Below are 14,063 nucleotides of genomic sequence, written 5' to 3'. Positions count from 1 at the left end.
ATAATATTAATTGTTAATATCAATATTCAAATAACGATTAAAAATTTCATCAAGTTTCTTTAATCGGTTCTCGTATGTTTGCGGAATAAGAAACTCCATCGTCTCTTTTGACACCTTTCGGTCAAATTCACCATGTTCAAATTTTTCAATTAGCGTATTAAGCATAATTAATGCTTCTTTGTGTGATTTATATACAAATAATTTTTTTTCTAAATTAGTATGGAAAATTGAGCCATAACTTCTTAATAATATTGGAAGTCCCATATACATGGGAAAAAGAATTTTTGCCGTAAAAGAAACTTGTTTAAGCTGCCTGACATAATGTTTTGAAAATGGGATGATAACGGCAAAACATGAAGAAAGAAGTTTTTGATAATTTTGGAAATCAAGATAACCTTTAAAAATAATATTTTTCCGGCCTATTTTCTTCTTTCTAATGCCTATTACCGAAAAAATAAACTCAGGATAATTTTTTGCCATTTTCTTTAATAAATGCAAGTCGATTTCTCCGCCCATAACAACAAACTGTTTTTCAGGATTTATGGGATTTAATTCTTGATACGGAATGAATCCTGAATGAAAGTGTATAATTTTATCTTTGTATTCAACGGGAAAATAACGCTCATTAAGAGCGCTTGTAACAAAGACTGATTTTTTAATAACATTTTCTTCAAGCGATTTATAAAAACGCCTGTTTGAATTAAAACATATAAAAATGGGATCGGACTGGCGGTAGATTATTTTGTTTGATATTTCAAGTGAAAAATAAATCGGTAAACCGGATTCAAGAACAACATAATCATACTGTGAAAAATCAACAGGAGTTTGTTTCTTAATTAGAAAACGGAAATAGGCAAGAAGAATAAAAGAAGGAAAAACAAATTGTATTATCTTATAATAAAGCCTAATAGGATCATAAGTGTAAAGTTGCCGTATATTCCCGCTTACTTGTTTTGCAGAACATTTTTTTCTCGTAAAAAACACAAGATGGTCCAAAGTATGTTTTTTTTCAGCAAGATAGGTCGTTATCATATCAATGCCGCGGTTGGTTTTTTTGTATTCACGGTCGCTAACTACAAGAAATTTCATAACTTAAAAACCTTATCCGATTCAATAGAAATATTTTTAACGGCGTTTCTTGTATCTACAACCAACCGCGCTTTATTAACGATATACTCAACATTAAAGCATGAATGATTAGTTGTAAACACAACGCAATCAGCAGAGCTGAGCAGTTCATCAGTGGGTGAAACGCCGGTATAATGATTCCCATGCTCATCTGTAACATCTAATATATAAGGGTCATGGTAGAAAACTTTCGCTCCTTTTTTTGCTACTTGTTCCATCACCAACAGCGCGGGGCTTTCACGCGCGTCGTCAATATCGGGTTTATAAGCGATGCCGAGAAACAAAACAGTAGAGCCATTTAACGCTTTCTTATGCCGGTTTAAGGCAAAAGAAATTTTGTTCATAATACGGTAAGGCATAAGATCGTTTATAGTTCCCGCCGTATGGATCATTGAAAGTTCAAAATTAAAGTTTTTAGCTATATGCTCAAGATAAAAAGGATCAAGCGGGATGCAATGCCCGCCGATGCCTGGACCGGGATAAAAAGCCTGAAAACCGTAAGGCTTTGTCTTTGCCGCTTCTATCACTTCCAAAATGTCAATATCCATTTTGCCGGCGAGCAAGGCAAGCTCGTTAATAAGGGAAATGTTTACAAGCCGGTATGTGTTTTCAAGAATCTTTACCATCTCGGCAATTCTCGGTGAAGACACAACATGTAAATGTTGTATTGCAAGACCGTATAATGCGGCGGCGATTTGTTTTGATTCTTCTCCAAGGGCGCCTACAACTTTAGGCGTGTTATCTGTTTTGTAGTCTTTGTTCCCCGGATCAATTCGTTCCGGGCTGAAACATAACCAAAAATTTATCCCTTCCTGCAATCCTGATTCCCGCTCGATTATCGGTTTCATAAAATTCTCTGTCGTTGTAGGATAAGTGGTGCTTTCAAGGCTGATAAACGTGCCTGATTTCATATTCCTGCCAATATCAATACAGGACTGTTCAATATAACTCATATCCGGCTTTTTAAATTTATCCAACGGCGTAGGCACGCAAATTATTACCGCGTCGCATTCTTTTATACGGGAAAAATCAACTGTTGCGGAAAACGCTTTTGTTTCAGAAACAACATTTTTCAAATCCGTATTGTCAACATCACTGATATAGTTCTGCGCCTTATTTACAGCGTCTGTTTTTTGGGCGTTTTTTTCAAAGCCAAGCACGGAAACGCCATTACGCGCAAATGTAACCGCCAGAGGAAGCCCCACATAGCCAAGGCCGATTACTCCGATTTTAACGCTTTTTTCGTGGATTTTTTTTAGTATTTCCGCGTTTGCCATTATTGCCCTCCTTTGCCATATATTTCCATGCGGGAATTACATCAATATTTTTCCCGTCAGTTTTAATTATATCCTCAGTATCGAATGTAAGGATAGTGCCGCAATCCAAATTAAAAAACTCCATAGCTTCAAGCAGACCGTTAATTTCCCGATCCTGGTTATCATGCGTCAGTTCCCAGCAAACCTGAATACATGACGGGTTGCTATGCGGCGAAAAAATAAAATCACATTCACCGCCGCTTTTACCGGTAAAATAGTAAATTCCAATCTCCGATGGTAAAGCGGAACTGCCAGCCTTATCCCGCAGGACGTTATATACGCAATTTTCAAGCAGGGCGCCCAAATTGCCGCTAAATGAAACAGCGCCTGTTTTTATAAGCCCCGTATCGGCGATATACGCTTTTTTAGGCGCAAGATTTTGAGCTTTGACTGACCATGCGAAACGGGGTAAAAGGCGTATAAGGTAAGCCGCCTCAAAAAAGGAGATATATTCCAAAACCGTAGTGGGCGATTTAACTCCCGCAACGCTTGTCAACTTGCTTGGTGAAAAAAGTTGGGCCGGATTTGACACAAGATACACAAACAAACGCTGTAATGACGAGGCGTCACGAATGCCGTAACGCACCGCAATATCCCTGTATAAAATATCCGACTGTAACTGACTCAGAATATTTGTATTGCCTGTTTTCAGATACTCAGGAAAGCCGCCTTTTTCAATATAATTTGACAGGGATTGCGAGCCGGGATTAGCTTCTGTAAAACCGCAAAATTCCATGTAAGAAAACGGAAAAAGCTCTTTTGACAGATGCCGCCCCGTTAAACGGCTTCCAAGTTCACGGCTTAAAAGGGAAGCGTTTGAACCTGTAATAATAACCTGAAAGCCCTCGTCAAGTTTTTGCCGTACATACAATTCCCACCGTTGCGCCGATTGAATTTCATCAAAAAAAATCAGTTTTGCGCCTGATTCGGCAATAACTTTATCTATAAGCCGGAAATCCGCATGAGAAAAAGACGCAAGGCGCATATCGTCAAAGTTTAAATAAAAGTAAGGCCGCTTTAATTTCTGTACAAATTGCCGGAGCAGCGTACTTTTTCCGCACCGCCTGATGCCGCATACAACCAGCGCGTGGCTTTTTATGTCTGGCAGTTCAGCTAATGATTTGCGTATAAGTCCCTGTTCCTGCTCCTCCAGCTTCACTTTTTGAGTGACGCTTATATCCTGTATTTCCGATAATTTCATAGTATTAGTATACGCCAATACAAGACAATATTCCAGTAGTAATAGAATATTTATTTCAGTAATAATGGAATAAATATTCCACTATCAGTGGAATATATTACTTCATAAAATCACATATTTTTTGAGCGCAGTTTCCGTCGCCGTATAAAGAGGGGTATTCATCAGGAATATGTAAATTCCGGACGGCGTTGATAATTTTGCAGGTATCCGCGCCAGTAAGCGTATTCCAGCCGGCGTTAACCAGTTCTATCCATTCTGTGGAATCACGCATGGTAATGCAGGGTTTTTTAAAAAAATACGCTTCCTTTTGCACGCCGCCTGAATCGGTTAAAATGGCAGTGCAGGCTGATTCCAACGCCAACATTTCAAGATAGCCTACCGGTTCTATCATTTTTATATGTTTTGACAGTTTTATTTTTTCTTTTTCAATAATTTTTATAGTGCGCGGATGGACGGGAAAAATGAAACGAAAACCGGATAATTCATTAAGCGTGGTAAAAATAGCGTTAAGCCTGTTTGGATCATCGGTATTCTCGGCGCGGTGAATTGTTAAAAGAATAAAATCTTTTTCATTTGTTTGAACGCCGGGTTTTTTTCGATAATAAAGCGAAGCATCAAACATAATATCACCTGTCAGCGCGACACATTTATTATCGGAAGAGGGCAGGGAAGCGTTTTTAAGATTGACAATGCCTTCATGAGCCAGATTGTTCACTGCGGTTTGAGTTGGACAAAAAAGCCATGTACAGAGATGATCCGTTAAGCGCCTGTTTTGCTCTTCAGGCATTGCCATCATAAAAGAACGAAGTCCCGCTTCCACATGCGCGACCGGAACATGAAGTTTGCTTGCCGCCAACGCGCCAGCCAATGTTGAATTGGTATCTCCATATACCAAAACTGCTTCGGGCTTTCGTTCAAGAATTACTTCTTCAATTCTTTCAAGCATCAACCCTGTAGTTTTTCCGTGATTGCCAGATCCCACATGAAGATTTATTTCCGGTTTAGGGATATCCATCTCTTCAAAAAACACGTCGCTCATATTCTGGTCATAATGCTGGCCTGTATGAAGGAGCGTCTCTGTAATGCCATAAGAAGGATTATCGCGGATAAAGCGGCTTAATACGGCGGCTTTGATAAATTGAGGTCGCGCGCCTATGACGGTTAGGATGTTCATTTATTTATTTTTTTTATATATTCCAAAACAGAAATATACAATTTTTCCTGATAGTTCAACCCTGTAAATTCAGTGTTATGCCATAATAGCACGAGTTCCCCATTATGTTTATAGACTTGATCAATTATTTCTTTACATGCACTTAATGCCTTTTCATAATCAAGATTCATGTATTTTTTAAGGTTAAGAGTACATTCCATAATTTCAAGCGGATGGATTATTACATTGGTTATTTCTTTTGTTTTGGGATTAATGAATCTGTATGGACGGCAAGTTCCAACCCTGAACCCCGCGCTGTCAGCATAAGATAAGGTAAAATCATCGTTAATTCCCGCCTGTTCCATAAATACAATATCTTCCGGTTCGCGCCATTGCAGATAATGATGACGGCTGACAACATTGGCGCCTCCCCACTTTTTTTTAAACATTTTTACTTCATAATTTATTTCTTTTGGGTTTTTACCGGCTTCATAACTTATGTGAAGTCCCGGTCTGGCGCCTTCTTCAATCAGAAGATTAATTAAACGATTTATTTTTTTTGAAAAAAAATTATAGTATTTTGTATTAAAGAAAGATCCTGCCGTTATAAAAAAATATATGCTCTCTAGTGTCACATCAGGCAATGATTCACGCAAAGTTTTATCATAGTTTATAATTTTTGGAAACGTATAATACTCATCATACCGCTCATCCAAATATTTTTTAAAAGGAGAAGAAGAATAATTGTATTTTAACAGATTTTTAAGATATTGTTTGCATACCGTGTGAAGGCGGCTAAAATGAAACGGTTCGTCAACGTCGTGGGTAAGGCATATTTTACCAAATCCTTTATTTTCGGCGGGAACATTCGCCCCGATTTCACGTAACCATTTGCGGAGCAGTACGCCATATTCATCAACCAACGGGCTGTTTCCGTAACCTTGCTGAAAAACAACGGAATCTTTCGCCAAAAACCTGCCATGATGATCACGGCATTGCTGTTTTAATATTTCCTCGTAACGGGAAAGAAGAAAAAAAGATGAAGCGATAATATCTGCGTATACTGTTAATTTTCCGTTTTGCTTTTCAATTTTAGAATTGCCATAAAGTATTGGTGTATCATTAAGATGTTTAAATGGCGTTTCAGGTAAACTTGTTATTTCAAAGTTATGAAATGCAGGAATAATAATAATTTTTGCATTAACGGAAGCGTCTTCAATTTTACCATAATGGATAATGCTTGATTCAGAAAGGGGAAAACGGGCTAGGAAATCAATAATGTAGGCTGTTAATTTATCCATAAATTATTAATCATTTCTGATTGCATAGAGTATTCTTAAAATAAGATTATCGCATTTTGAAATAGTATAATATTCAATTTGCCGTGTTCCATAATGACGATAAGATTCTTCAACTCCTTTAATCATACTGCCTTCAAAGTCAAACTTGTTTACAAATTGCGATACATATTTTATAGTCTCATCAACAAGGAATTCCGTACCGCCGCTGGTATTATATTTCTTGCTTCTTATTGCCAAAAGATAATACGCGCATTCACTGTCCCATACAACCATGTTAATAGCATGAATATTTTTATCCGTATCTATGCAATAAAATGTTCTGCCTGCTTTGTGTTCATATACTGCGTCATAGAGACGATTAAATAAATCTTTGGAAAATTCAATAACTTCATGGCGTTCACGGACAACGTTTAAAAAGTAGGAATAAAAATCATCTTTAGGTAAATCGTATTTTAAGGTAAATATATCTTTTGCTTTTTGTATTGGCTGTTTTTTGCTTTTTGAGTAGTTATTAATTATAGAATCGTGATCCGATATATTATCCAGCATATAAGTGTATCTTGTTGTTTGTTTAAAACCTTTCCAGTAAAATGGCAGCCAATTTTTATATTTCCAGTCAAAATTTATTTTTAAACTATCGCATTTGGGCAATTTATTTATTATTTCACCGTAAATTTCATGCTCATATCCAATTTTTTTGTTTTCTGATTTTATTTTAGAATCATATACGATATAAGGGCCAAGTTTCTGCGTAAGCGGCGGTATCCCGATATGGCTAAATATCCCTTTAATTTTTTTTTTATAGTATGGGAAAGACGCTGTTATTTTATTATTTTGCTCGATAAGAATAACGTCCCAACTGTTAGGACAAACCGCATCCAGCCACCACGGTTGGCTGAAAATGGGAATATCGGAGCGTTCTGTACAAAATTCAATATATTTGTTTTTATTAGACATTATCAATTAATATGATTCCATATTTAGAAAAGTTAATATTTAATATTTCTGTACAATATATATTTATGAATTGTCTTCCATAACGTTTATTTTTTTTATTAAGATTTAGTAATGATGGTATAAAACATGATTTGATATATGGAAACAACTTTGAATTAACAAATAAATCATGTCCAATAGGATTTTGATATAAAATAGTAATTTTCCGTGGATTTCTTATGAGGCTTTGTTTTATTTGTTCAATAGTCAGTTCAAGAATATTACCAATAAAAGGATTATACATAAAAAAATATGTATATTGATCAATATCTGCAAATAAGGCAGCGTCATAATTATATGATTTCAAATAATTTAATTTTATTTTTTTAAAATTGTTTATTGCCGTTTCATGAAGATTTTTATTATATTCAACACCACCTATTTCAATAAAAGAATACCGTGCAAAGAAAATCATAGCTGCTCCTTTTCCAGAGCCATAATCCAGCAGTTTATCAGATTGATTTATAGAAAAAAGTTTCATTATTTTTTTTATATACCAAGTATATGCAGGTTGATATTGGATATAATCAGAATTTTCATTCTGATTATAAGAAACTAGACTAATATCTATTCCAAGAAATTTACCGATAATAATATATTTTAATTTTAAAATTGTATTATTTATCTTTTTATAAAATAAGAAGCATTTGCTTTTTTTTATTTTTTCTTTTAGTATGTTCATTTATTATCTATATAAAAATGTTGCGTAATGATTTAATCGTTTCTTCTATATTATTATTATCGTTAATAAAATTATAGCATTGCTCACCAAGTTGTAAAAGATTATTGTAATTACCTGAATAATTATTATATACATGACTAATACATTCTTTTAATCTTTGTTTGTGTTGTATACGTTCTTCATATGTATATCCAAAATATAGGCTTTTATTCTCTATATCAAGAACAGTTCCTATTTCTGTACATATTACAGAACGTTTATAAGAAAATGATAAAATCGCAGTTGAGGCGTTGTAACAGCTTTCTAAATCAAAGGGTACTATTACTAAATGACAATTTGCTATTAATTTTGGAATATCATGATTTGAAATAAAATTAAAATTTGTTTTAATAGAATTATTGTTTCCTATTAAATGATTTATATAATTAATATAATTGTCTGAAATTTTACCGGCAATTTGTAATTCAAGATTTTGAAAGTTAAGTTCATTAATCGCCTGAATTAAAATATCTAAATTTTTATAAGGTATAATTGTTCCAAAGAAAAGCAATTTTATTTTTTCATTTGTTAATGTATTTTTTGTTTCTGGATTTCCATAAAAATTTATAAAATTAGGATGAGGAACATAAATGAATTTTGATAAGTTATATTTTATCACAGGCGCTTTAGAATGAATAATAATTTTATATGATATTAAAAATAATAATTTCATAATTATTTTAGAAAAAATATTAACAATAGCTTTATTGATTTCTGTTCTATGTGGTTTTCTATTATGTAATGTCCAGATAATCTTTTTATTTAATACTCTAAAAAACAATATAGCTGTTATATTTTTTATAAATTTTACAATTAAGCTTAAATTATTTTTATACGAAATATTTTCAAACCAATTAAGCATTAAATAATTAACTTTAAACAAATTATTTATAGAAAAAGATAAAACGCAACAATTGTTTGCTCTATAAGCTTTTATCATTAAAGATAAATATTGTTCAGTTTCATTAAATGGAACGATTATAATAGATTTATTTTTCATATTTCATTCTTTGTTAATTAATTCCAGTAGGGAAAATAATTTACTTATATAATTTGGTTCACAATAATCAAAGGCAAATGATATATTTTTTAAATATTCCAGATTATCCTTTTTATTTATTTTATTCAAAAAACTTGGAATATCTTTATAATCTGTTAATTCAGGAATTCCCATATTTAGTAATGATTTATAGAATCTTTTTTTTGTAGCATATCGGACATTATATTTTTCATTTTTAATGTTATAAAAATTAACTGGAATATTTGAAATAGCCGCTTCAAGCATAAAAAGAGACGTTATAGAAAACACGCAATCAGTAATCAAAAACAACTCAGCAATTTCGCTAATAATATTGTTTTCTATAATACCTGTCCAAGAATCCATAAATGATTTGACAGGAACCTGAAAACGAATATATTTGTTGTTTTTATAGATAATTTTATAATTTATATCTTCTTTCCTGGGAATTCCGCCGGGATTATCTCTTAAAATGATTATATAATTTATTTCTTTATTATTTTCAATATAATGTAATAGCGCTTTAATAAAATTTTTTTCCATATCATTTGTCTGATACCATCTGTTACATGGGATAAGTATAACTTTATTATCTTTATCAATGTTATATTTTTTTTGTATTTTATCTTTATCCATATTAGCCATAGAATGTTGAATTCTGCTTTTATGGGGCATTCCAATATATATTAATTGATGTTCTTTAATTCCTGATTCTTTTGCATGTATGGCCATTTCTTTCCCCCAGACCATTACACCAGAAAATATATGCACATAACCATTATTTAGATAGGTATCCCACCCATCACAACCTGCTACAATAGGTATTTTCATTTTATTACATGAATGAGATATTAATCTTTCTTCAATACATTCCGGTAAATTTAAAATTACTGCATCGATTTGAAATTTCTTTAAAAATTGTATGTAGTTTATATCAAAAAAAGAAAAATTAATAATAAACTTACTAATAATTGGAATATAATATAATAAAGAAAATGGAAATAAAACTAATCTTAGAATATTTCGTTTTATAGAGTCACGTGGTGATATTTTGAAAGGAGAAACACGGCCATGAAAGAGATATTTCCAAAATAATGAAGGTTCATTGACAAGATTTCTAAAAAGCTTAACTAATTTTGATGATTTATTTATATTTGGGTAACGAAGTTCTGTAATATTTTTATAAAGCGAAATAAAATTAGAGAGCGTTTCTTGTTTATGAACCAAATAAATATGAATATCATTTTGACTGCAATAATTAGCTATATCATCAAAAATTTTTGTATCGACAAAATATCTGACATTTCTGGCGCAGGGGATAGATATCAATAAATTTTTCATTTCAACAAATCATGCCTTTATCTAAGGGTACGCCTGCTCTAATATCAACGGCAGACTTCTTTGAAAGAACATCATTATACATCTCTGTCGATAACCCATTTGCGGGCCGTATTGATCTGACGTTTTCAGGAGTAAACAGTTCTCCTTTTTTAATGTCTTTGACAACATAAAGAGAACGCCTGAATTTTAACGATGGAATTTCAGCTTCGGTTGGACCATAAAACACGTTTCCCAATGACTGGTAAGCCATATTAACGTCATTAACCAAATCCTTCATTTCGGACGGCTCCATAGAAAACGCGCTATCTACGCCGCCTTCAGCCCTTGAGAGGGTAAAATGCTTCTCAATAACTTTTGCGCCTAATGCTATGCTCGCAACTGACACAGCGGTTCCCAATGTGTGATCTGATAAACCAATAACGCAATCTGGAAACTGTTTTTGCATATCGGTTATAGTCAACAAATTAGTATTTTTTGGAACAGCAGGATATGTGCTGGTGCATTTTAACAGTACAACTTCAGGACAACCATTCTCTTTTAGCACATTTACGCTTTCTTTTAATTCTTCCAGTTGTATCATGCCTGTAGACATTATAACAGGTTTTCCTGTTTTTGCTGTGTATTTTAAAAGGGGCAGATCGTAATTCTCAAAGCTGGCAATTTTGTAAAAAGGCGCATTTAGTTTTTCAAGGAAATCAACCGCTGAAAAATCAAACGGGGTACTGAAACCGATTATTCCCAATTCGGCACATTTGTCAAATATCGGCTTATCCCAATCCCAGGGAGTATATGCTTTACTGTATAGCGAGTAAAGGGTTTCTTCTTTCCATAGGCTGTTATTATCTTTTATTTTAAATTCATCTCTGTCAGAATTTATTGTTATCGTATCGGGAGTGTATGTCTGTATTTTTAGGGCGTCAACGCCTGTTTTTGCCGCAGATTCAACAATAGCCAATGCCCTCTCAAGGCTTTGATTGTGGTTTCCGCTCATTTCGGCAATTATAAATGGTTTGGTTAATTCTTTAAACATTATTTATTTTTACAATTATATCATCTCTGATATTTATTTTCTTTTTCCCGGTTTCCCATTCGTCTTTTAACAAGCCAAATAAGTGTACCCCTATGCGTTTTCCCCCTTTAATTTTATGCAAACGCAAAAAGCCTTCTTCTGTAAACAATAACCTTTTATGTATTGCTAAACTTTTTATGTTACCGTCAAAAACTTCGCTGTAAATCTTTTCCATGCCGAGGTTATTAAAAGAATAATCAATAGTTGTACTTAAGGATTTAGTCATTAGTCCCTTTTCATTTATATTTTGGCTCTTGTAAAATCCCAACTCGGCAATTTTATTCTCTTTATCAATGTTTTTTATATTTACAGCGCCAAAGGCTTTGTCATCTTCATCAATAATTATCAGACAAATTTGGCTCTTGTCATTCTTTAATCGTTCTATCCATGCAAGATGATCATCCGCGTTTATTTTATTTCCTGTGAACATCCATGCCCGAATATACTCTTCATTTCTTATTTCTAAGACTTTTAATTGAGTTTCTTTATCTAAGTCGATTAACGGAATTAATCTATATGTTTTTGACATAGAAAAAGTCTTCCTTAAAATCATCTAATTTATTTTCAGAATCATGTTTGGCTTCATTGGTTACTTTTGCTCCATCTGGAACCATTTTAAACAATTCCTTAATTGGGAAAGTTCCTTTGCCATAATGCAGATGCGAATCATATTCACATTTGTGATCGCCGTCAGTTAAATGGTACATACGTGGTTTTAGCGCAAGAAACTCTTTGATTAATTCAAACGGTTCTTTTTTCATTGAATTGGCGGCGCATATCGCGTGACCAAAATCAAGGCAAAAATCTAACATAAGTTCGTTAGAAATATATTTGATTTCTTCCGGAGTAGCCCCCAAACATTTTTCCCCATTCAACCCTTTTAACGGTTTATTTTCAATTACGCATCGGGAATCAACAAATGCCTTAAGTTGATTAATCGTCTCTTCAATTTTTCCATTAACCCCGGAATGAAATATAATCGTTTCCGATTTAAGAGCATCGGCAAATTGAAAAGTCTCCTGTAATTTCTTTTTATTACTCTCTCGTTCTTCCGGCAATGAAAGATTCATACCAGCGAATGAATGTGGCGCGTGAATAATTATAGGTATGGAAAACTGTTTCCAATACACAATAGTATCATTAATACTGTCAGGGGCGGCAAATAATTCTATATATTGAAAATATCCCGCTTCATAAAATGAAAGGATATCTTTAGTGTAATTAATGTTTTTACTGCCAAGTTTTAAACCGAATTGCATGATTTTTGTATATGAAATTTTATCCATTGTCACTTAAAAATTTACTTTAGGACTTTCCAATGACCGCCTTTGTCGGGTCCGATACGTTCAATAAGACATTTGTCCTTGAGTTTTGATAAATTTTCTTTTATTTTACTCGCAGAAATACCAACGGCAATAACCAGATCATTTATTGTAATATGTTGATTCTTAATAATATTGTCAATTATCAATTGTTGATTTTTTGATATTTTTTCTGTCCCCTTTTCTGTCCCCTTTTTCTCCGAACTTTTCTTCTCAGCTATATTTTTTCTTTCAGTGTCTTTTTCAGTTCTCCAAAAGGTTGTAACAAAATCGGTATCCTGTTTAAAATCAGGGGAACGCAAACCTTGCGCAATACATTTTTCCACAATCATTTCTGTACCGGTTCCTACTTGTTCGATGGAACCGTAAAGATACATCGGACGCGCCAATAACGGGTTTGCCGGACGGGAAGGATGTTCTGTTTTCAGCATTTCGATAGTCAACCCGTAAGGAAGTTGACCGGGATTCCAAATTTCAAGGCGATTTTTAAAAAGCATCACCTGTATACTTGCGTTGCTTGTATAGTCACAGTGACAGACGGCATTCACTATTGCCTCTGTTACGGCTTGCAACGGAAGTTCAGATTCTACGTCCGCTAAAATGCTTTTATTCCTATCTCCCACTTTTGCGTCAATGCGCGACATCACAAAACTTACCGCCTGATCTATTAGCTGAAACACATCGCCATCATAAATATGATACGAGGGTATTGGCTTTTCTACCTTGTTTCCATAAAATTGACAGCATTTTACAGAAGACGTAATCATTAATTTTTGCGGTTTTTTACCGAACAGCAAAATTGCCACATTTGTAACTCTTTCATCTGCAATTAAATCCAAATGCGATAAAATTGCTTTGTAACTTACACTTTCATCAAAAGGAAAATTTCGTTTAATTCGCGCTCTTGCAACAAAGTCTGTTACTTTTCTCTCGTCAATATCTTCAAGCGTCGCCGTTCTGTTAAAAGTTGCGTCATATGGAGACAAACGTATAATTTCTTTTTCTTCAAGGTAACGTATCAATGACGCATAAACTTCTGTTTTTAATTCATCTGAATCAGAAAAAGACTTACGAACAACATCTTTTTCTATTTTCTTAATTAATATTTCTTCTTTTTTATCGCGCTTTTCCGTATTTTTGATATATATTAATCGTGTTTTATGTAATTCGGCTGATAAATCGTACTCCTTTTCGGTAGGCGAAACGCTTTCAGCGTCTTCCATTCCGTATTTTTCGCCAAACAATCCTATGTAAATTTATTTGTCAAGGAAATTATATATATTTCTTTCTCATTGGGACTTTTTTCATTTTATCAAACAATTAATATCATCAGCAATTGCTCTGCCACCCATTGTGTGTAAGGCGTTATAATGTTTTAATATGTAATTGAACACATTATATTTAGAAAATAATTCCATTGTATCTTTTGCCGTTTTGTTTTCTAGAAATTTATATTCTTCTATAACATAAACTAAAAAATCATTTACAATATCAGTT

General features: G+C 33.4%; 14 protein-coding genes. All 14 read right to left on the bottom strand.

The window, feature by feature from the left end; all coding sequences use genetic code 11:
• Positions 1 to 6: 6 nt before the first annotated feature.
• A complete protein-coding gene (locus tag ACYVRH_RS02800) occupies positions 7 to 1,089 on the bottom strand; it encodes a hypothetical protein (protein ID WP_461255412.1) in 1,083 nt (360 codons plus the stop codon).
• Positions 1,086 to 2,405 carry a nucleotide sugar dehydrogenase gene (locus tag ACYVRH_RS02795; protein ID WP_461255411.1) on the bottom strand — a complete coding sequence of 440 codons (1,320 nt, stop codon included), beginning with the start codon at positions 2,403 to 2,405 and terminating at the stop codon, positions 1,086 to 1,088. The genes ACYVRH_RS02800 and ACYVRH_RS02795 overlap by 4 nt, the downstream gene beginning before the upstream one ends.
• Positions 2,359 to 3,645, bottom strand: a complete 1,287-nt coding sequence (locus tag ACYVRH_RS02790) for an ATP-binding protein (protein WP_461255410.1) — start codon at positions 3,643 to 3,645, stop codon at positions 2,359 to 2,361. The genes ACYVRH_RS02795 and ACYVRH_RS02790 overlap by 47 nt, the downstream gene beginning before the upstream one ends.
• Positions 3,646 to 3,742: 97 nt before the next feature.
• Positions 3,743 to 4,819 (bottom strand): non-hydrolyzing UDP-N-acetylglucosamine 2-epimerase, encoded by a 1,077-nt coding sequence (wecB, locus tag ACYVRH_RS02785; protein ID WP_461255409.1) that lies wholly within the window; start codon positions 4,817 to 4,819, stop codon positions 3,743 to 3,745.
• Positions 4,816 to 6,099 carry a polysaccharide deacetylase family protein gene (locus ACYVRH_RS02780; protein ID WP_461255408.1) on the bottom strand — a complete coding sequence of 428 codons (1,284 nt, stop codon included), beginning with the start codon at positions 6,097 to 6,099 and terminating at the stop codon, positions 4,816 to 4,818. The genes wecB and ACYVRH_RS02780 overlap by 4 nt, the downstream gene beginning before the upstream one ends.
• Before the next feature lie 6 nt (positions 6,100 to 6,105).
• Positions 6,106 to 7,056 (bottom strand): hypothetical protein, encoded by a 951-nt coding sequence (locus tag ACYVRH_RS02775; RefSeq protein WP_461255407.1) that lies wholly within the window; start codon positions 7,054 to 7,056, stop codon positions 6,106 to 6,108.
• Complete coding sequence (locus tag ACYVRH_RS02770; RefSeq protein WP_461255406.1) at positions 7,049 to 7,777, bottom strand: hypothetical protein; 729 nt, start codon at positions 7,775 to 7,777, stop codon at positions 7,049 to 7,051. The genes ACYVRH_RS02775 and ACYVRH_RS02770 overlap by 8 nt, the downstream gene beginning before the upstream one ends.
• A gap of 7 nt (positions 7,778 to 7,784) precedes the next feature.
• A complete protein-coding gene (locus tag ACYVRH_RS02765) occupies positions 7,785 to 8,816 on the bottom strand; it encodes a glycosyltransferase (RefSeq protein WP_461255405.1) in 1,032 nt (343 codons plus the stop codon).
• Between the two features lie 3 nt (positions 8,817 to 8,819).
• Positions 8,820 to 10,175, bottom strand: coding sequence for a hypothetical protein (locus tag ACYVRH_RS02760; RefSeq protein WP_461255404.1), 1,356 nt, complete (start codon positions 10,173 to 10,175; stop codon positions 8,820 to 8,822).
• Between the two features lies 1 nt (position 10,176).
• Complete coding sequence (gene pseI / locus ACYVRH_RS02755; protein WP_461255403.1) at positions 10,177 to 11,205, bottom strand: pseudaminic acid synthase; 1,029 nt, start codon at positions 11,203 to 11,205, stop codon at positions 10,177 to 10,179.
• Positions 11,198 to 11,773: a UDP-4-amino-4,6-dideoxy-N-acetyl-beta-L-altrosamine N-acetyltransferase gene (gene pseH / locus ACYVRH_RS02750; RefSeq protein WP_461255402.1), complete on the bottom strand. Its 576-nt coding sequence runs from the start codon at positions 11,771 to 11,773 to the stop codon at positions 11,198 to 11,200. Before pseH ends, pseI begins: the two co-directional genes overlap by 8 nt.
• Positions 11,757 to 12,530 carry a TIM barrel protein gene (locus tag ACYVRH_RS02745; protein ID WP_461255401.1) on the bottom strand — a complete coding sequence of 258 codons (774 nt, stop codon included), beginning with the start codon at positions 12,528 to 12,530 and terminating at the stop codon, positions 11,757 to 11,759. Before ACYVRH_RS02745 ends, pseH begins: the two co-directional genes overlap by 17 nt.
• A gap of 14 nt (positions 12,531 to 12,544) precedes the next feature.
• Positions 12,545 to 13,789 (bottom strand): ATP-binding protein, encoded by a 1,245-nt coding sequence (locus tag ACYVRH_RS02740; protein ID WP_461255400.1) that lies wholly within the window; start codon positions 13,787 to 13,789, stop codon positions 12,545 to 12,547.
• A gap of 81 nt (positions 13,790 to 13,870) precedes the next feature.
• Positions 13,871 to 14,063, bottom strand: a 193-nt coding sequence (locus ACYVRH_RS02735; RefSeq protein WP_461255399.1) for a DUF3791 domain-containing protein, incomplete at its 5' end; no start/stop codon positions are given.

It is taken from the genome of Treponema sp. R80B11-R83G3, from assembly GCF_054786115.1.
This window is presented reverse-complemented; position numbering and strand designations above follow the sequence as displayed.

Excerpts from the sequence above, each read along its gene's own strand:
- ACYVRH_RS02800 (WP_461255412.1), bottom strand. The coding sequence starts at position 1,089 with ATGAAATTTCTTGTAGTTAGCGACCGTGAATACAAAAAAACCAACCGC.
- ACYVRH_RS02795 (WP_461255411.1), bottom strand. The coding sequence starts at position 2,405 with ATGGCAAACGCGGAAATACTAAAAAAAATCCACGAAAAAAGCGTTAAA.
- ACYVRH_RS02790 (WP_461255410.1), bottom strand. The coding sequence starts at position 3,645 with ATGAAATTATCGGAAATACAGGATATAAGCGTCACTCAAAAAGTGAAG.
- wecB (WP_461255409.1), bottom strand. The coding sequence starts at position 4,819 with ATGAACATCCTAACCGTCATAGGCGCGCGACCTCAATTTATCAAAGCC.
- ACYVRH_RS02780 (WP_461255408.1), bottom strand. The coding sequence starts at position 6,099 with ATGGATAAATTAACAGCCTACATTATTGATTTCCTAGCCCGTTTTCCC.
- ACYVRH_RS02775 (WP_461255407.1), bottom strand. The coding sequence starts at position 7,056 with ATGTCTAATAAAAACAAATATATTGAATTTTGTACAGAACGCTCCGAT.
- ACYVRH_RS02770 (WP_461255406.1), bottom strand. The coding sequence starts at position 7,777 with ATGAACATACTAAAAGAAAAAATAAAAAAAAGCAAATGCTTCTTATTT.
- ACYVRH_RS02765 (WP_461255405.1), bottom strand. The coding sequence starts at position 8,816 with ATGAAAAATAAATCTATTATAATCGTTCCATTTAATGAAACTGAACAA.
- ACYVRH_RS02760 (WP_461255404.1), bottom strand. The coding sequence starts at position 10,175 with ATGAAAAATTTATTGATATCTATCCCCTGCGCCAGAAATGTCAGATAT.
- pseI (WP_461255403.1), bottom strand. The coding sequence starts at position 11,205 with ATGTTTAAAGAATTAACCAAACCATTTATAATTGCCGAAATGAGCGGA.
- pseH (WP_461255402.1), bottom strand. The coding sequence starts at position 11,773 with ATGTCAAAAACATATAGATTAATTCCGTTAATCGACTTAGATAAAGAA.
- ACYVRH_RS02745 (WP_461255401.1), bottom strand. The coding sequence starts at position 12,530 with ATGGATAAAATTTCATATACAAAAATCATGCAATTCGGTTTAAAACTT.
- ACYVRH_RS02740 (WP_461255400.1), bottom strand. The coding sequence starts at position 13,789 with ATGGAAGACGCTGAAAGCGTTTCGCCTACCGAAAAGGAGTACGATTTA.